At 44.5% G+C, this 18,335-nt stretch carries 17 protein-coding genes; 5 read left to right on the top strand and 12 right to left on the bottom strand.

Translation table 11 applies throughout. The features are described from left to right. Positions 1-46: 46 nt before the first annotated feature. The 8 genes from ribD to A136_RS15740 form a co-directional block, all read right to left on the bottom strand. On the bottom strand, positions 47-1,126 hold the full coding sequence (ribD, locus tag A136_RS15775) for a bifunctional diaminohydroxyphosphoribosylaminopyrimidine deaminase/5-amino-6-(5-phosphoribosylamino)uracil reductase RibD (RefSeq protein ID WP_017063332.1): 1,080 nt from the start codon (positions 1,124-1,126) through the stop codon (positions 47-49). Between the two features lie 40 nt (positions 1,127-1,166). Beyond that, positions 1,167-1,616 (bottom strand): transcriptional regulator NrdR, encoded by a 450-nt coding sequence (gene nrdR, locus A136_RS15770; protein WP_004734394.1) that lies wholly within the window; start codon positions 1,614-1,616, stop codon positions 1,167-1,169. 156 nt (positions 1,617-1,772) lie between these two features. Continuing rightward, on the bottom strand, positions 1,773-3,023 hold the full coding sequence (locus tag A136_RS15765) for a glutamate-5-semialdehyde dehydrogenase (protein ID WP_017060786.1): 1,251 nt from the start codon (positions 3,021-3,023) through the stop codon (positions 1,773-1,775). Between the two features lie 66 nt (positions 3,024-3,089). Next, the gene (gene proB / locus A136_RS15760) at positions 3,090-4,274 is read right to left on the bottom strand and encodes a glutamate 5-kinase (protein ID WP_012604650.1); all 1,185 of its coding nucleotides are present in this window, start codon (positions 4,272-4,274) and stop codon (positions 3,090-3,092) included. Positions 4,275-4,350: 76 nt separating this feature from the next. Continuing rightward, complete coding sequence (gene crl, locus A136_RS15755; RefSeq protein WP_017060787.1) at positions 4,351-4,740, bottom strand: sigma factor-binding protein Crl; 390 nt, start codon at positions 4,738-4,740, stop codon at positions 4,351-4,353. Between the two features lie 144 nt (positions 4,741-4,884). Continuing rightward, positions 4,885-6,138, bottom strand: a complete 1,254-nt coding sequence (gene frsA / locus A136_RS15750; protein ID WP_017060788.1) for an esterase FrsA — start codon at positions 6,136-6,138, stop codon at positions 4,885-4,887. 89 nt (positions 6,139-6,227) lie between these two features. Beyond that, positions 6,228-6,692, bottom strand: coding sequence for an oxytetracycline resistance phosphoribosyltransferase domain-containing protein Tet(34) (tet(34), locus tag A136_RS15745; RefSeq protein ID WP_009847475.1), 465 nt, complete (start codon positions 6,690-6,692; stop codon positions 6,228-6,230). Positions 6,693-6,776: 84 nt separating this feature from the next. After that, a complete protein-coding gene (locus A136_RS15740; RefSeq protein ID WP_017060789.1) occupies positions 6,777-8,066 on the bottom strand; it encodes an NCS2 family permease in 1,290 nt (429 codons plus the stop codon). Between the two features lie 1,064 nt (positions 8,067-9,130). Here A136_RS15740 and A136_RS15735 point away from each other — a divergent pair. After that, positions 9,131-10,603: an aminoacyl-histidine dipeptidase gene (locus A136_RS15735; RefSeq protein WP_017063331.1), complete on the top strand. Its 1,473-nt coding sequence runs from the start codon at positions 9,131-9,133 to the stop codon at positions 10,601-10,603. A gap of 165 nt (positions 10,604-10,768) precedes the next feature. Here A136_RS15735 and A136_RS15730 read toward each other — a convergent pair whose 3' ends face one another. Continuing rightward, the gene (locus A136_RS15730) at positions 10,769-11,308 is read right to left on the bottom strand and encodes a DUF3332 family protein (protein ID WP_017063330.1); all 540 of its coding nucleotides are present in this window, start codon (positions 11,306-11,308) and stop codon (positions 10,769-10,771) included. Between the two features lie 271 nt (positions 11,309-11,579). Here A136_RS15730 and A136_RS15725 point away from each other — a divergent pair, with 271 nt between their 5' ends. Beyond that, on the top strand, positions 11,580-12,626 hold the full coding sequence (locus tag A136_RS15725; RefSeq protein ID WP_010436338.1) for a succinylglutamate desuccinylase/aspartoacylase family protein: 1,047 nt from the start codon (positions 11,580-11,582) through the stop codon (positions 12,624-12,626). 173 nt (positions 12,627-12,799) lie between these two features. On the opposite strand, the gene A136_RS15720 is transcribed toward A136_RS15725, so the two are convergent. Beyond that, positions 12,800-13,114, bottom strand: a complete 315-nt coding sequence (locus A136_RS15720) for a DUF3622 domain-containing protein (RefSeq protein WP_010436335.1) — start codon at positions 13,112-13,114, stop codon at positions 12,800-12,802. Positions 13,115-13,469: 355 nt separating this feature from the next. On the opposite strand from A136_RS15720, the gene A136_RS15715 reads away from it, so the two are divergent. Beyond that, complete coding sequence (locus tag A136_RS15715; RefSeq protein WP_017063329.1) at positions 13,470-14,477, top strand: adenosine deaminase; 1,008 nt, start codon at positions 13,470-13,472, stop codon at positions 14,475-14,477. 67 nt (positions 14,478-14,544) lie between these two features. Here the strand turns inward: A136_RS15715 and A136_RS15710 are convergent, their stop codons facing one another. Next, positions 14,545-15,729: an NnrS family protein gene (locus A136_RS15710; protein ID WP_017063328.1), complete on the bottom strand. Its 1,185-nt coding sequence runs from the start codon at positions 15,727-15,729 to the stop codon at positions 14,545-14,547. A gap of 288 nt (positions 15,730-16,017) precedes the next feature. On the opposite strand from A136_RS15710, the gene A136_RS15705 reads away from it, so the two are divergent. Further along, the gene (locus tag A136_RS15705; RefSeq protein ID WP_017063327.1) at positions 16,018-16,572 is read left to right on the top strand and encodes a gamma-glutamylcyclotransferase family protein; all 555 of its coding nucleotides are present in this window, start codon (positions 16,018-16,020) and stop codon (positions 16,570-16,572) included. Between the two features lie 46 nt (positions 16,573-16,618). Here the strand turns inward: A136_RS15705 and A136_RS15700 are convergent, their stop codons facing one another. Then, a complete protein-coding gene (locus A136_RS15700) occupies positions 16,619-16,951 on the bottom strand; it encodes a tRNA-binding protein (RefSeq protein ID WP_017060796.1) in 333 nt (110 codons plus the stop codon). 197 nt (positions 16,952-17,148) lie between these two features. On the opposite strand from A136_RS15700, the gene A136_RS15695 reads away from it, so the two are divergent. Further along, the gene (locus tag A136_RS15695) at positions 17,149-18,147 is read left to right on the top strand and encodes a substrate-binding domain-containing protein (protein WP_017063326.1); all 999 of its coding nucleotides are present in this window, start codon (positions 17,149-17,151) and stop codon (positions 18,145-18,147) included. Positions 18,148-18,335: the final 188 nt, after the last annotated feature.

The raw sequence follows: 18,335 nt of genomic DNA, 5'->3' as shown, positions 1-18,335 counted from the left end.
CGACACGTATGTAGTTGGAGTAACTATTTCCACTGTGGTTTCGTTACTATCTGTTTCGAAATACGGGTTTCGCAACGATGCGAATATCCACACCAACCTGTCGAACATCTTTAATTTCTAGGTCAATAACGTCAGACATTGAAGTGAGCCCTAATGCACCCATCAAACCTCGTCCGTCACTGCCCATAAGTTTAGGTGCTAAATAAAGGATTAGCTCATCCACCAGCTGCTCTTCAATCAAGCTTTTTGCCAATGTTGCGCCCGCTTCGACCCAAATATGGTCGATATGATTGGCAGGTAATTGACGCATCAGATCGTGCAAATCGAGCTGACCTGCATCTGTGGTTGCGACTTCAATATCAGCAGTCGCTTCGGCAACTCTCAACACCGATGTTGGAGTCTGGAATAACTTGAGTTCAGGACGCAGTTGGTTTTGACGATCAAGAATCACGCGAATCGGCTGACGCAGCTCGTCTTCAGCGTAATGACCTTTGATACTGCTTGGCAACTCTGCCCAACGAACATTCAACGACGCGTTGTCTTCAATCACCGTCTGGCTAGTTGACAACACAGCGCCTGATTTTGCTCGGTAGTTCTGAACATCACGACGTGCTTCTGGCGATGTGATCCACTGGCTTTGGCCATTTTCCAATGCCGTTTGCCCATCAAGGCTAGCGGCCATCTTTAACTGAACGAATGGCATGCCCGTTTGCATACGCTTGATAAATGCAGGGTTCAAGTCGAGAGCATCTTGCTCTAATAAACCGATTTCAACCTCAATGCCTGCGTCGCGTAGCATTTTGATACCACGACCTGCGACTTTTGGGTTTGGGTCCTGCATGGCACAAATCACTTTGGCTACTTGAGCCTTAATCAAACCTTCAGCACAAGGCGGCGTTCGACCGTAATGAGAACAAGGCTCTAGCGTGACATAAGCCGTCGCACCTTTTGCTTTGTCGCCTGCCATTCGCATGGCATGTACTTCAGCATGAGGTTCGCCAGCTTTGGCATGAAAACCTTCACCAACGATCTGACCGTCGGTTTGTACAATGACACAACCCACATTAGGGTTTGGCGCAGTAGTGTATATGCCGCGTTTTGCTAACTGAATAGCACGCGACATCATTTGAAAATCTAGGGGAGTAAAGTTTGACATGATTGAGGAGTTAATCCTCTAATTTAGCGATTTCTTCGCCAAACTCTCGGATGTCTTCAAAGCTGCGGTAAACAGAGGCAAAACGAATGTACGCCACTTTATCCAATTCTTTCAATTGGCCCATCACAAGATTACCAATCATCTCGCTTGGTACTTCACGCTCACCAGTTGCACGGAGTTGTGACTTAATCGTACTGATCGCAAGTTCAATCGCATCAGCACTCACTGGGCGTTTTTCTAGGGCGCGCTGTACACCACCCACCATTTTGTCTTCATTAAATGGTTCGCGGTTTCCATTCGACTTTATGACCTTAGGCATCACAAGTTCTGCCGATTCGAACGTAGTAAAACGTTCACTACATGCAAGGCATTGACGGCGACGACGAACCTGATGGCCATCGGCTACCAGTCTTGAATCGATTACTTTAGTGTCGTTCTCTGAACAAAAAGGACAATGCATATCACCTCCAAATAATTGAATATCAGTGTAACGGAATTGCCAAACGTTAGGAAAGAAAAAGGGCCAATTAAGGCCCTTTTGTGTGGTGATTCATTGATTATTGCTACTCGACCGCCATTTCAAAAATGAGCTGAGGAGTAAAATTAACGACCAGCGTTAACCGCGGACTAAATAGTTCGCTTTACCTACCCATTTGTAGCTTGTCAGCTCTTCTAAGCCCATTGGGCCGCGAGCATGCAATTTCTGAGTAGACACGGCAACTTCAGCACCTAAACCAAACTGTGCTCCATCAGTGAAACGTGTTGATGCATTCACATAAACCGCTGCAGAACCAACAGAGTTAATGAAACGCTCTGAGCTCTCTAAGCTATTGGTCATGATCGCATCTGAATGACTCGCGTTGTGTACACGCATGTGGTCAATCGCTTCTGCCACATCCGCTACCACTTTCACGCCTAGCGTGTAGCTTAGCCATTCAGTGTCAAAGTCGCCTTCAACCGCATCACGTTGGTCTTCAAAACCCGCTAGCAGCGATTTTGCACTGGTATCAGCAACTAAGGTTACCTTGCCGGCTAAACGCTGTTTCAGCTTAGTTAGGAAAGCTTCAGCAACCGCTTCATGCACTAGCAGTGTATCTAACGAGTTACACGCCGATGGACGTTGAACTTTTGAGTTTTCGACCACATCGACAGATTTCTCAAGATCAGCGCTTTCATCAACGAAGATATGACTGATACCAAAGCCGCCGATGATTACTGGGATGGTGCTGTTCTCTTTACACATCTTGTGCAGACCAGCGCCGCCACGAGGAATGATCATATCCACGTAGTCGTCCAGTTTAAGCAGTTGAGAAACGAGTTCACGATCAGGCTTCTCGATGTACTGAACAGAAGCGGCTGGAAGCTCCGCTTTCTCTAATGCAGACTGGATAACCTTAACCAGTTCCATGTTCGAGAAAAACGTCTCTTTACCACCACGTAGAATGCTTGCGTTACCTGTCTTCAGACACAGAGCTGCAATATCGATGGTTACGTTCGGACGCGCTTCATAGATAACACCCACCACACCAAGTGGCACGCGGCGGCGAGACAGTGACATACCGTTTTCTAGTACTTTGCTGTCAATTTCGCTGCCAACTGGGTCATTCAGGCTAATCACGTTACGAACATCGTTAGCGATACCGGTTAAGCGCTCTTCGTTAAGAAGTAGACGATCGAGCAGTGCGTCAGTTAAACCCGCTTCACGACCCAGTTCGATGTCTTTCGCGTTCGCTTCTAAAATCGTTGTTGCGTTTGCTTCTAGCTCATCAGCGATAATCGCCAATGCTTTATTCTTTTGCGCCGTAGATGCGGTCGCTAGGTGGAAAGCAGCGTCTTTTGCTGCGATACCCATGTTAGTTAAATCCACGTTTAACTCTCCCTAAATTCTGTCTGTCTTTGGATGCAAAAAGGTGATTCACCTTATCATCACGAGCTACTCTTGGATTACAACTAGGTCGTCACGGTGAATGACTTCTGACCCATAATCGTATCCAAGGATGTCGCCAATATCTTTACTGTGCTTGCCTGCAATTTTTGCTAGGTCTTGGCTTGAATAACTGGCGATACCACGCGCAATTACTTTGCCTTTGCTGTCTGTGACTTGGGTAACTTCACCACGAGAGAATTCGCCTTTAACTCGAACAACCCCTTTCGCCAACAAGCTGCTGCCTTTGGTGTTGACTGCGTTTACTGCGCCGTCGTCAACCACGATGTCACCTGCTGAAGCAGGGCCCGCTAAAATCCAGCGTTTACGGTTTTCAAGCGCTTCCGCTAAAGGCAAGAAACGTGTGCCTTGTGGGTTATCACTCAGTGAATCAAACACCACATTTTCAGCACTGCCCGCAGCAATAATCACTTCGATACCTGCGCGACGAGCAATGTCAGCCGCCTGCAGTTTTGTCGCCATGCCGCCAGTACCCAACGTAGTACCGCTGCCACCTGCGATCTTACGCAGCGTGTCATCAATGGTTTTCACTTCTTTGATGAGCTCAGCATTTGGATCTTTACGAGGGTCAGCCGTAAACAGGCCTTTTTGGTCTGTTAGTAGCAAAAGCTTATCAGCACCGCACAAAATACCCACTAAGGCCGACAAGTTATCATTGTCGCCCACTTTAATTTCGTTGGTTGCTACTGCGTCGTTTTCGTTTACTACCGGAATAATATCGTGCTCAACCAGTGCGTTGATCGTGTCACGTGCATTAAGAAAACGCTCGCGATCATCGAGATCAGCACGAGTCAGTAGCATCTGGCCAATCTTAAGGCCATAGATAGCAAACAAAGACTCCCAAACTTGAATCAACTGACTTTGCCCAACTGCCGCAAGCAACTGTTTGCTCGCCATTGAGTTGGGAAGTGCGGGGTAACCAAGGTGCTCACGTCCTGCTGCAATTGCACCAGACGAAACCATAACCACAGAGTGGCCTTGTTTTTTTAATTCAGCACATTGACGAACCAGCTCAACCATATGAGCGCGGTCTAATGCCAATGTTCCACCAGTTAAGACACTGGTACCCAGTTTAACAACGACAGTTTTACGCTGTGTTGTTGTCCCGCTTTGATGATTTGTTGTCATGAAGTCTTTTATGGATAAAACAAATAAGAGGTGATGTTTTAGCAATCAAAAGGGGAATTCACAAGCAGAAAAGGTGCGAAATCGCACCTTTTTGCTTTATATAGAAGAGTAACCTTTAAAATTAGACGAATTCGACAGACTCTTCGTCTAATTGGATACTGATTTCAAACTTACTTTGAAGTTCATCAACCAGTTTCTTGTGGAAGGCTTCTTGAGTTCGAGAGACCTCAGCGACCGCCTTTTTAGGTAACGGCAAAGAATCCCAGTTACCATCGATGTTGTACTTGCCGATATTGTACTTCGCCGAATATCCCTCTTCCGACTTATCCAATTCCAGCCACCAGCCCCAGAACTCGCGTTCTTCTGGTGATTTTTTATCGTTCACACATACAGACAAGCAATCAAAGATATAGTGGCCTTCTTCTGATTGCGGTTCCCTTAAGTAAGGCCCGATCGCCTTTAAAACATTCAACAAGCGGTAATGCGTAGGTTGTTGTGTCACTTCTGACATATTGAATCTCCATTTTCAATGTTAAGAATGACGTTACTCAGACTGTTATACGTAGAAACTACGCATTTGGATTTTATAAATGACCTCTGAGTATCAGGTACTTAGTTTGTACATTTTTCATGCTTAACTAATTTTGGAGAAATGTCATCTAAATAATTCATCCTCAAGCCACTTTATCGCCAATTCGAGGGATTGCTCATAACCTTGTGTAATTGACTTAGCTTTGATTTTCTTCGCTTTTCCGTAATCACTGTAAATAGCAACCAGTTGATTATCCATTGGCGGTGAAACCGGGTCGCCTTCCAGAGCCAATGCCAAGATAGGAACACTGGTTTTACTGTTTGACAGCAAACCTTGTACCTTGAGTGACCACGCCATCAACTGCCCAGAAAGGCTATTGATATCGACCGCCCCTTTACCAAGGCGCGAAGCCAACACATCTAGATGCATTTTAGGCATCTGCTTAAGTTTGTCTGCATGAACAAAGATATCGTGAATTGGCGCGCCTAAAGAAATACACGCTTTAATCTTATGTTGCTCGAGGAAAGATAATCTCACCATCGCATTGCCACCGAAGCGGAAACCAAACAAGCCGACTTTGTGGTGATCAACCCATGGGATGTTAGGCAATTCATTCAGCACTGCTTGGTGAAGACAAGATGAGTCTTCTGTTAACGGCCAATGTGCACTGTGCCCTATTGATGGCATGTCTACCGTTAACATAGCAATGTTCTTAGGTGCTAAATAATCCCTAAACAGGCGCCACATATCGGTTTGCAAGCTATCTAGACCCGCGCTGACAATCACAACCGGTTGTGGTTTATCTGTCTTGGTTAGATGCAAGTTCGCTTTGATCTTCTTGTTTTGGTATGGAATATCAATCTGCTTGACGATCAACTTAGTGTGCTTGATCGCTTCAGAATACGCTGCGTTGGCCAACACTTGAGCCTGAGCTGCCAAGTTGTCGTTCTTGAGGTGTGGGTAACCCGCAATACTGAAGCACAACGATGCGGAAAATAGCTCTTCAGCCATCTCTTCACCATTCTTCTCATTAGAACGATTTTGATGCTGCATACCCAGCTTGGTCCATTCGTATGCCCAGTTACCACTTCGGTAACCCATGACCGTATCAAGCCACTCATCGGTTGTACGAGAGTTATCTGATGACGCGATGCGAGCCAATACCGCTTCCTGCTCTATTGGATTAACGCCTTGCCATACCCACTGAAGACGTCTTAGGTTTCGATACCATGATGAGTTTTGCTGTTCACGTTTCTCATCCAATAGCGCTTCAGAGCTTGGCATGTATTGTGTCAACATTGAGGTCTCTTTCGCTTGCTTGTGCTTTACAAACAAAGTTTCCGAAAGGTTCGAGCTCGTTTCTTCTGGTTCAGACATTGGGATACTTAATAAGAAATGGTTGTCACTAATAATATAAAAAAAAATGACCCTATAAAGGGTCATTTCTCAAAAAACTAAGTTTACGCTTATTTTGACTTGCGATTTACTGGCTCTACGTAGCTTAGGCTAGTATCCCAAGGTTGCTCAATCCATGTGTCTTGAGCGATATCAACAATGTACTCGTCTAGCAAATCAGCGCCAGATGGTTTTGCACATACAGCGATCAGTTTCGCTTTAGGGTACATTTCGCGAAGCTTACGTGCAGTGTCACCACTATCAACCAAGTCTTCAACGATTAGGAAGCCTTCGCCGTCACCTTCAGGTGCTTTAACTACTGTCATATCACGTTGGTGATCGTGGTCGTAGCTAGAAATACAAATCGTATCTACGTGACGAATACCTAGCTCACGAGCCAAGATTGCACCAGGAACCAAACCACCACGGCTTACTGCCCAGATGCCTTTCCACTGCTCTGCTGGCATTTGCTTTTCAGCAAGTTGACGGCAGTAAGTCTGCATGTTGTCCCAAGTGATAACGAATTTGTTGCTCATAGTATAAAACCTAATAATTTTGTCATGTTATTAGAGGCTATTTCAAACATAGCCTCTTCAGCGATTAAGCAGAAATCTAGACGATTAAGCGAAAATGTATTTAAGAATAAAGATAGCCGACATTACCCACACAGCAGGTGAAACGTCGCGACCTTTACCACTTAGCAGCTTAATTGCAGCGTAAGCGATGAAACCTAGTGAGATACCCTCAGCGATAGAGTACGTCAGCGGCATAAGCAGACATGTTACCACGACTGGTGCTGCTTCCGTAAGATCACGCCAATCAATGCCAACTAGGCCAGACATCATCAGAATTGCTACATAGAAAAGTGCACCTGATGTTGCGTAAGCCGGAATCATACCTGCAAGTGGCGAGAAGAAAAGAGCCAGTAGGAATAAGATACCAACAACAACAGCCGTTAGACCGGTACGGCCGCCTTCAGCAACACCCGCAACACTCTCAACATAAGAAGTAGTATTTGATGTACCTAGCAGTGCACCAATAGATGTTGCTGTAGAGTCAGCAAGCAGTGCTTTGTTCAAGCGAGGTAGTTTGCCGTCTTCTTTGATTAGGTTTGCTTTCGTTGCAACACCAACCAGAGTACCCGCTGTATCGAACAAATCGACGAACAAGAACGCGAATACCACTGAAATCATACCGATTTCAAATACAGCAGAGAAATCAAGCTGCATGAATGTAGGAGCAAGGCTTGGTGGTGTAGACATGATGCCGCCGTATTGAACGTCACCAATAACAATGCCAAGAGCTGTGATAGCTAGAATCGCAATCATTACTGCCCCTTTCACGCCACGGTGAACAAGAGCAATCGTTAGGAAGAAACCAAGTGAGCCTAGGATAGGAGCAATCGCGGTAATGTCGCCCAGTGAAACTTTAGTTGCTGGGTTAGAAACAACGATGCCTGCATTGCTAAGCGCAATAAACGCTAGGAAAAGACCGATACCTGCAGAGATACCAACACGCAGAGACATAGGGATCGAGTTGATAATCCATTCACGGATCTTAAAGATGCTTAAGAAGATGAAGATTACGCCTGATACGAAAACCGCTGCCAGAGCAACTTGCCACGTATAACCCATACCCATTACAACAGCGTAGGTAAAGAATGCGTTCAAACCCATGCCTGGAGCTTGAGCAATTGGGTAGTTAGCAACAAAGCCCATGATGAAACAGCCAATAGCAGCCGCTAAACAGGTTGCTACAAATACAGCGCCATGGTCCATACCAGCATCAGCTAGAATCATTGGGTTTACAAAAATGATGTAAGCCATTGTTAGGAAGGTTGTTAGACCTGCGATGATTTCAGTGCGCACATTGGTGCCATTTTCACTGAGTTTGAATAGCTTTTCGAACATTATCGAATCCTATAAGGGTAAAAAGTAAACGGTTGCGTAATCGATTGGCTGTGGATTATAAAGTTATCAAATAACAAATTCCAGATAGAATTAAGGCTCTAATCGATATTTATCAGAATGCCGTATGAAACAAAGCGATTAAAAATGAAGATATCATCGATAAATAACCATTAAAAACAAACAATTAACAACAATAGACTCACTAAAACTAGTTGGTTGTTTTTTCTACCATCGGTTATTTTCATTGATAATCTAGCCAGTAAATTCTGAATTCAAACTCACAATAGTTATGTATTTTTCAACAGGATCAGTAATAAGGCGCAAATTGATATTTCGGCGTTTAAAAAACAACCACGCAGAACAGCAAGGAAAGTGACAAGCGAAAGCGGTTTGGAAAAGTAGCAGGCAAAAAAAAACGCCACTCAAAACTGAGTGGCGGTAGAATCTGTCAACCAAAAGGGCTGTAAAAGAATTCCAATATATAGGGGTGAACAAAACTGTTCGAGTTACATGCTTACGGTATTAGTAACCAAAGCTTGTAGGGTATGCAAAGTTGCTAGTGTAAACAGAGCTGTTAATCCAGAACATTGCAGATGGTAAACCTTTCATAACTATCACCTTAATAAATCAATAAAAAACGAATTTGATTTCTCGGTTCCTTGGAGGCGATAAAACGGACTCATCCTTTGAGCATTTACTCTTCATCTCAGAAGTTGGTTATTAATATACCCTAAAGAAAAAAGATTACAAGTATTTTTTGCTATACGTCACATTTTTGGCCATTTGCGGTTATTTTACAAACTTATTTTGTAATAAAACTACAAAATAGAATTAAACAAACGTTTGCCTGCTCCATTTATAAGCATCAAGGAGCTTATCTGTGATCAGATGGACAAGATCGCTTTCAAAATTTGAGCTATTTGAGGTTTAGAACCGCTACTCGTCAAAAGGCTCAAGTGGTATGCTGTTGCCATCAAAACAGACCCATATTTTAGATTTTTGTTCTAGGTTTTTCCCCATACAAAACCTAAATATATGGTTATTAAATAAAAAAGGAGTCATCCGTGTCTGAATTCCATTCTGAGATCAGTAAATTATCCCCTGCCCCTATCTGGCAGTTCTTCGATAAGATTTGCTCAATCCCACACCCTTCTAAGCATGAAGAAGAGCTTGCTCAATACATTATTGCTTGGGCAACAGAGCAAGGCCTAGATGTACGTCGTGACCCAACGGGTAACGTATTCATCAAAAAGCCAGCAACGGCGGGTATGGAAAACAAAAAAGGTGTAGTGCTACAAGCTCACATCGATATGGTTCCACAAAAGAACGAAGACACAGTTCATGACTTTGCTAAAGATCCAATTCAACCATACATTGATGGTGAGTGGGTTACAGCTAAAGGCACAACGCTTGGCGCTGATAACGGCATGGGCATGGCTTCTTGCCTAGCGGTTCTTGCTTCAAACGAAATCCAGCACGGCCCTATCGAAGTTCTACTAACAGTAGATGAAGAAGCAGGCATGACTGGTGCTTTCGGTCTTGAAGCGGGTTGGTTAGAAGGCGATATCCTTCTTAACACCGATTCAGAGCAAGAAGGCGAAGTGTACATGGGTTGTGCTGGCGGTATCGACGGCGCAATGACATTTGAAATTGCTCGTAATGCGATTCCAGCTGACTTCGTAACACGTAAGCTAACGCTAAAAGGCCTAAAAGGCGGTCACTCTGGTTGTGACATCCACACAGGTCGTGCAAACGCAAACAAACTGCTTGCTCGCTTCCTAGCGGGTCACGCAAAAGAGCTAGACCTTCGCATCGTCGAATTCAAAGGTGGTAGCCTTCGTAACGCGATCCCTCGTGAAGGTTTCGTAACGGTTGCTGTTCCTGCGGCAAACCAAGAAAAACTGGCTTCACTATACAACTACTACACTGAGCTGCTTTCAACAGAGCTAGGTAAAGTAGAAGACAGCATCGTGACTTTCAATGAAGAAGCTTCTGTAGAAATGGGTGCACTTGCGTCAGCAGACCAAGCTCGCTTTATCGCGGCACTTAACGCATGTCCAAACGGCGTGATTCGTATGAGTGACGAGATTGAAGGTGTTGTGGAAACGTCTCTAAACGTAGGTGTTATCACAACAGAAGAGAACTCAATCACAGTACTTTGCTTGATCCGTTCTCTTATCGACTCTGGTCGTAGCCAAGTAGAAAGTATGCTTCACTCTGTTGCTGAACTAGCAGGCGCTAACATCGCGTTCTCTGGTGCTTACCCAGGTTGGAAACCAGACGCAGATTCAGAGATCATGCATATCTTCCGCGACATGTACGAAGGTATCTACGGTCACAAGCCAAACATCATGGTTATCCATGCTGGCCTTGAGTGTGGTCTGTTCAAAGAACCTTACCCGAACATGGATATGGTTTCTTTCGGCCCAACGATCAAGTTCCCACACTCTCCTGATGAGAAAGTGAAGATCGACACAGTTGAGCTGTTCTGGAACCAAATGGTTGCATTACTTGCTGCGATCCCAGAAAAAGCATAAATCGATTCGCTAGTGTTTTCAGTAAATGGTGTTTCCAATAAATGGGCTCTTCAATAAATAGCACTTTTCAGTAAACACCGTTTATTAAGAACAAAATAAAACAGGTACTCAATGAGTACCTGTTTTTGTATCTAATCTTTGTCACTGCTACTTGTGACTAAATAATTAAGCGCGTGAAGCCGCGTAGCTTTCTAGCTCATCAATTGAAGTTTGTGCCACTACTTCGCCGTCGATGAAGTACGTTACCATCTCGCCTTCACGAACACCGATTAACGTCGCACGCTCACCAGATTGGTAAGTGATGTCCATTTGGATAGTGTTTTCATCAATCTGCTGCATTTGACCTTTTTCGATCACATCTGCACTCGTGATAGGACCCACTGGCGCTTCCGTTAGAGACGGATCAAGTTGGTGGTTGATGTCTAGGTAAGTATCAGTCTTAGTATCAAAGATGTGCGGAGCACCTGTTAGTGGGTTGCTACCAGTCCAGAACTCTAGTGAGTTGAATACTAGGTAATCGGCAGCAACTGTTAGACCGTATGCAGGTGCAAGTAGCATGTTCAAACCACCACGAGCGTAACGGTTATCAACAGCCTTGATGTTGAACTTCATAAGGTAACCCGTTACTGCGTTGCTACCAACACAGCCAGATAAAGCAACAGATACCACCGCTAGTGCTACAACTTTTGAAATTGTTTTTTTCATTTTGATCTCGATATTTGAATTTGGCCGCCAAAAAATGGCGGTGAATAATACCAACCAACCGAACAATAAATATCAGCGTTAAATCAATGTATTGTCAGGAAATTCACAATTCTATCCCCCTTCTAACTAGCTAAATCAAAAACAGAAACCAATTAAGAAACCCCTCCATAAAAAAGTTTTGTCGTCACCGTAAAGCGATTGATTCGTACTAAAAATCAACGATTGCTACATTCCGTGTTAACGAATTATCACCATGTTGAGAACAACCTAAATGGCAAGACTAAAACCTAATCAACCATTCGAATTACTTGGTTATACTGTTCAGCCAGGACAACGAAAAGAGATTGAACTACAGGCAGCTCAGCTTTACACGCACTCTCCACTTTCGATCCCGATTGAGATCATCCACGGTCGCCAAGCAGGCCCAACACTAATGGTAAACGCTGCTATTCACGGTGATGAGCTAAACGGTGTTGAGATTGCACGACAGTTAACTAACGCAATAGAACCTAATAAACTGAAAGGTACATTAATTGTTGTGCCGATCGTAAACGTATTTGGCTTCATTCATAAATCTCGTTACTTACCAGACCGTCGCGACCTAAACCGTTGCTTCCCAGGTAGTGAGAAAGGCTCATTGACATCACGCATCGCTTACACCTTCTTCGAAAACGTAGCGAAGCACTGTGATTACATTTTGGATCTACATACAGGTGCTATTCACCGTACTAACCTGCCACAGATTCGTGCAAACCTATCAAATCCAGAAACATTACGAATTGCGAAAGCGTTCGCAACGCCAGTAATCATTGATTCACCTTTGCGTGATGGTTCACTGCGTAGCGAAGCTGAAAAACTGGGCATCCCGGTACTGACTTATGAAGGTGGTGAAGCGCTGCGTTTTGATCCTTTAGCGATTCGTGCAGGCTATCTAGGCGTTCATCAAGTGATGAAAGAAATAGGCATGTTGCGCCCTAACCGTAAGAAGTTGCCAGAGCCAGTATTGAGCAAATCCACCAGCTGGATCCGCGCTGAATCAGACGGCATCTTGCGTAATATGGTAAGACTTGGTGAGCAAGTTGAGGCTGGGCAAACTCTAGCTTACATCAGCTCTCCTTTGGGCCACGAAGAAGGCCAAGTGATCACAACCAAAGGTGGTATTGTGATTGGCCAGCAAACGCTGCCTCTTGTCAACGAAGGTGATGCAGTATTCCACATTGCTTACTTCAAACAAGACGATGAAGAAGTAGGCCAATCAGTAGAAAGCTACATTGAAGAAGTAGCAGAAGACGATTGGCTAACCACACTGAACAACTGATTAAAGCTTGATAGAGCGACGTTAAAAGCGATAAATAAAAACCGTCGCTCTTAGGCAAAATAGAAACGAACTCCACAAACGAAAAAGCCCCAATATAGTCACCTATATTGGGGCTTTTTTTATAAGTCCCTTATCTTAAAATTAAGGGACCTATAAGTTAATCGTGCACCGAATTACTCAGCGTCTTCCTCTTCTGCACGAGCTTTAGCGCGTGCTTCACGAGCTTGCTCAGCTTTAAGCTCTTTAGTGTGACGTAGTTCGTCACGCTCTTTACGCTGCTCTGATTTACGCTCGTTACGTTCTGCTTGGTTTGCGATGAAAGATGCTAGTTCTTTCTCTGCCCACTCTTGTGCTAGAGCTTCAGTTTCGAAACCAGACTCACGCTTAGATACTGTAGTACTGCGAGATGTTACTTGACGAGTAATCTCTGCACACCAACCGTTGCGTTTTTCTGTAAGGCGGATATCAAATTTTTTGTTCTTAGACATGTTCTATTTTTTCCTAAGGGAGATCATTACGGGATCGGTCAACTTTGATAACTCCATCTAAGTGGGTATCTTTTAACACCATCCCTTGGTAAGCGCGGTATTAGAGCACAAATCAACACATATTGCTGCAAATATTTGCAGCGGATCACACTCCAATGCTGCAAATCGTTTGCGACTGATTTCAATAGGTTCATAACTCTCGGTTCACCATCAACCTTCTGTCCTATTTTATCGACAACAATGAAATGAACTATGCTCAAACAGAGATAAATGAAAGAGATACCTGCTTGCTCAGGTTTATAGACTCTACTGTCTCACCTACTCCGCTCATAATTAAAATAGCTAAGGAGTTGCTATGGATAGCTTCATCAAAAATTTACCTAAAGTTGAGCTGCACTTACATATAGAAGGCACACTAGAACCAGAGCTGATGTTCCAACTCGCCAAGCGTAATGACGTTTTGATTCCCTTTGAGACCCCTGACCAAGTTCGAGACGCGTACCAGTTCCACAATCTTCAATCCTTTCTCGATATCTATTATCAAGGTGCTAACGTACTGATTCATGAACAGGATTTCTACGACCTGACGTGGGCTTATCTACTCCAGTGCCAGCAAGATAATGTGGTTCATACTGAGATCTTTTTTGACCCTCAAACTCACACTGAACGCGGCATTGCCTTTGAAGTCATCGTAAGCGGGATCACTCGAGCTTTGAATCAAGCGGAGCAAGAGCTTGGTATCAGCAGTCAACTGATCATGTGTTTTCTGCGTCACCTTGATGAAGACAGCGCTTTTGAAACGCTCAAACAAGCCCTTCCCTATAAAGATAAGATCATTGCCGTTGGGTTAGATTCATCAGAACAAGGCAATCCGCCAGAGAAGTTTAAACATGTATTCCAAGAAGCGATCAACCAAGGCTTTCTGACTGTCGCGCACGCCGGAGAAGAAGGCCCAGCACAAAATATTAGCGACGCAGTGAGCTTGTTAGGCATTACCCGAATTGATCATGGCGTTCGCTGTGTAGAAGATGAGGATCTGATGGAACAGCTAATAGCAAAACGCACACCTCTAACAGTCTGCCCGCTATCGAATACCAAGCTCAAGGTGTTTGAGACCATGCAAGAGCACAACATCGTCGAGTTGCTGAGAAAAGGGCTGTGCGTCACCATCAATTCCGATGATCCGGCTTACTTCGGCGGCTATATGAATGATAACTTCCTCGCCGTCGCCAATGCTCATCCACTAACGAAAAACGAATTAGCACAATTCAGTATTAATGCCATCGAAGCCAGTTTCATCTCGCCTCACGCCAAGGAAGATCTCATCACACAGGTACGTCAATATCTTGCTGCGAATACTTAATGAGTTATCAAGATCAAAAAGGGAAGCTCTGAGCTTCCCTTTCTGTATCAATTGATAATTAATTGGCTTAGCCCGGGTGACCATCCACTCTTGGCGTTAACAGCATCATGCCGAACTTCCAGATAAACAGCCCGAACGCTAACGTCCATAAACCGGCGCTGATGTTGACCATCTCAAATAAATACGCAGGGAAGAATGTCACACCTAAACTACGAACGAGTGCCGCGATAAAAATAGCCGAGAACGCCAAAGCCATACTTGGCCCTTTATAGATAGCACGACCAGTATGTCCCATTGTCACGCGCGTAATCATCGCCAGAATTAACCCACTCAAGCCACCAATCGCAAACAAGTGCAGCATGTTGTGGCTCGCGAACGGGTTGTCTAACAGACCACGTAACAGCAAACTGAGAGGGATACATAGGTAAGCCGCATGCAGCGACCACACCAAAGGCTCAGACAAGGTTGTCCAAGGCTTCCAACGGATAAAGCGAACTAACTGAGTCACGCCAGCAAACACCATTAACTCATTACCTACTTGAGCAAAGGTCAATGGGAAGAAGCTCAACACAAATAAACCAACCAAAGGCAGATTGGCTAACCATTCCAACCAAACCAAGGGTTGAGCTTTTTCAAAATCAAAACGACGTGCTGTGAAGAATGGGATCACTCGCCCACCCATCACTGATAACAGCAAGGTAAACCACCACAACATAGCCTGCCAAACTGCAGATGATGGGAATGGAGGCATGCCCTTTATGGTCGCGTAACTAGCAAAGTTCGCCACGATAGCCAATATAAACAGCGGCACAAAAAACAGATTCTTCCAGCCTTTCGACTTCACGACTCGGAAACCAATTTCGTAGGCGGCGAAGATTAAGAACAGCGCCTCAACCGACGAAATCAGCCATAACGGCGCGGGGGTCCAAAACAGAATACGAGGTGCGATCCATAAACCAACCAAGGCTGCCAATCGATAGTGCTTGGTGCCGTTGACACCCGTCCACGTTTGTACCGCCGTTAACACAAAACCAACCACTATCGCCATTGAGAAACCAAACAGCATTTCATGTACGTGCCACCAAAGCGCCGGTACTTTTAGCATTTCAGGCTGACCGTTTTGGAACATGATGACCCAAGCGACAATCGCGATCACGGCATAGAGACTGCCTAAAAAGAAGAAAGGTCGAAAGCCTAAACGCAGGTAGGCTGGAATCGCGTCTTCTACACTTTTATCTGTGATATTTAACAAACTCGCTCCTAATTCTCAGATAAGCGGCCAAGGTATTACCTAAACCAAATTTTGTGTGCATCAAATCCGATGCAATATGCAGATCACATTGCATGAAACGCGCCAATTAGATAAAACCAGTAAAAACAGCGACTCACGAGATTCAATAGCCAATAAATAAGTCAAAAAAACACAACCAAAAGAGTCATAAGGACATATAGATGTATAAATAGAAACTTACTGACTTTTGGTATCTCGCCACATATAGTAAGACTAGACTTAAATGGAACAACTCAGACAAGGAATGCGATGTATATTTTTGGTTATGGCAGTTTAATCAACTCATCTTCACGCCAGCTTACCGGTCAGACAGGGCAAGCGATCCCTGCGATTGTTCATGGCTTAATTCGCCATTGGAGCAAGATCGATGACAGCTATGTGTTATCACCTTTGATCGTCAATCTCGGCGAGGGACAAGTGAATGGTGTGTTGCTTGAGGTGGATGATATTGCACTGGCTGAGTTTGATCGCCGTGAGCGTGGTTATCACCGAATCGAGTTAAAGGCCTCTCAGATAGAAAGCCAAGATGAGTTCAAACAGGATCAATCTATCTGGGTTTACATCAAAGACGAGATTGAAGCACCTTGCGAAAACAGCCCTATCGTCCAAACCTATGTCGATACGGTATTGGCAGGATGTTTAGAGGTGTCTGAAAGCTTTGCGGCGCACTTCGTTAAACACACACAAGGTTGGCATCACCCATTAGAAAATGATCGCCACCAGCCTAAATACGGCAACCTTGCTGGGGTTTCCGATCACCATCACAGTGTGATTGATGGCTTGATACTAACTGTACGCAGCTAGTTGATTTAGGTTGGTGAACACATTGACTCACCAACCTAAAGTGAGCTTAAACGACACGAATACCTGCTGGCATCGCACGTTCAGGTGTTAGCAATACACTTTCAGATTCATCTTCCGTTTCTGCACAAAGCAACATGCACTCAGAAGTGTGGCCTCTCATCTTCGCCTTCGCTAGATTGCACAAAACAACAACCTGCTTACCCATCAACTCTTCTTCTGTGTAGTAAGGGACTAGGCTGGTCACCGTTTGCAGTGTCTTGTCACCAACATCCACTTGCACTATGTAAAGCTTGTCGGCGTTTTCATGACGCACAACCTCAATGATCTTACCCACACGCATTTCTAACTTAGCAAAGTCACCATAAGAGACAGTATCCATTTCTCACTTCCTATATTGGTTTATTTTCACCCATTAAATCATTTACTAAAATTAAGTAAAATGTAAATGTTTACACTAGCATTAAGCCTAATAATTACAAGCGGTAAAGATCTCATTACTGGAAGTAAAATGAGAGTTTCGTTGCCTTACTATCATTGTCGGTGTTAAATAGATGAAGCAATGTATAGAGGTTAAAAATGGCAACAATTAAAGATGTAGCAAAGGAAGCTGGTGTTTCTGTTGCAACCGTATCTCGAGTGATCAACAAGTCTCCCAAGGCGAGTGCAAGCTCGGTAGAGTCTGTAACTAAAGCGATGTCTGAACTTGGCTATCGACCGAATGCCAATGCTCGAGCGCTGGTAAGCCAAAGCACGAACACTGTTGGTGTATTGGTCGGTGACATCTCCGATCCCTTTTTTGGCACGCTGGTTAAGGCTGTCGACAATGTCGCTCGTGAGAACGGAAAACATATCCTTGTCGGTAATGGCTCGCACGATCGTGAAGAAGAGAGACAAGCGATTGAATTGCTGATTAACAGCCGTTGTGACGCCCTGGTGATCCACTCTAAAGGCCTCACCGACGAAGAACTGATTGCCTATGCAAAAGAGGTCAAAGGCTTAGTACTGATCAACCGTTATATTGCTGAGATTGCCAACCACTGTATTTTCTTAGACAACAAAAAAGGTGCGTATCTTGCGACGGAATATCTGATCCGCCATGGCCATAAGAACATTGCCTGTATCGCCTCATCGCATAGCATTGAAGATGCCGATGAGCGTATCCAAGGTTACTTAGCGGCACTCTCAGATTACAAAATAGCGCTCTCTGACAGCTATATTGAATACTCAGCGCCGACCAGTGACGGTGGCGAATACGCCATGACTAACCTTCTGACTAAGTCACTGCCAATCACTGGCATTGTGGCGTACAACGATTACATGGCAGCTGGTGCTTTGTCTGTCCTTGATGAAAACGGTATTCAAGCGCCAGACAAAATGTCGATCATCGGTTTCGATGATGGTTTGATTGCCCGCTATGTTCATCCAAAGCTCACCACTATTCGCTACCCGATTCAGATGATGGCAGAGAAAGCGACACGACTCGCGTTGCACTTAGCCAAAGGTGAAAACACCTCAACTGAACCAATGATGTTCTCTCCAACTCTGGTACGCCGTAATTCGGTAGAGAAAGTCTAGGTTCTGGTCGACTCATCAAGCAATAAACAAAAAAAAGCCCTAACAGAATCGCTTCTGTTAGGGCTTTCCTACCTTACTCAGATACTCAACAATCGCGCTTAATAAACCGCACTCTTGTTGAGCGCCACTTTTGCTCATCCCCCAAGAACAACGCGATAATTCACATCGTCCTATTCACAAACAAAAGA

Source organism: Vibrio crassostreae 9ZC13 (assembly GCF_000272045.2).
Taxonomy (GTDB): domain Bacteria; phylum Pseudomonadota; class Gammaproteobacteria; order Enterobacterales; family Vibrionaceae; genus Vibrio; species Vibrio crassostreae_C.
Note: the sequence above shows the minus strand (reverse complement) of the source record. Positions and strands in the feature narration are given on the sequence as shown.